Raw genomic sequence first — 303 nt, 5'->3', positions numbered from 1 at the left:
AGCGGGTTAACCGTGCCGTCTTTTAAGCTGATGCGGTTGGCACCCTGCGTCAAAGAGAGTGTATTAGCCTGAATTTTCCCGTTTAACTCAGTGGCCCGGCTGATGATATCGACATAATCTGTCGCCTTGCCCTCCAGCCCTTTGCCGCCAATGGTAATCTGGCCTTGTTTAACTTCCAACGCTTCCAGCGCCCCCTGTTTGTCAAACTGGGGTTTACCGGTGGTCAAGGTGGCGCTGGCGGTATTAATAAAACCACAGCCATCACAGGTAATACCGTTAGGGTTGGCAATCATCACATTGGCT

The 303-nt window shown here is 51.5% G+C and carries 1 protein-coding gene; it reads right to left on the bottom strand.

The genetic code is table 11. The annotated features are described in order from the left end of the window. Positions 1-303: two-partner secretion domain-containing protein (locus tag ABR397_RS23720; RefSeq protein WP_350307836.1), on the bottom strand; the 303-nt coding region annotated here is incomplete at both ends.

This window comes from Photorhabdus viridis (genome assembly GCF_040256935.1).
GTDB lineage: Bacteria > Pseudomonadota > Gammaproteobacteria > Enterobacterales > Enterobacteriaceae > Photorhabdus > Photorhabdus viridis.
The sequence above is the reverse complement of the archived record's forward strand: the minus strand, read 5'-3'. Positions and strand labels throughout refer to the sequence as shown.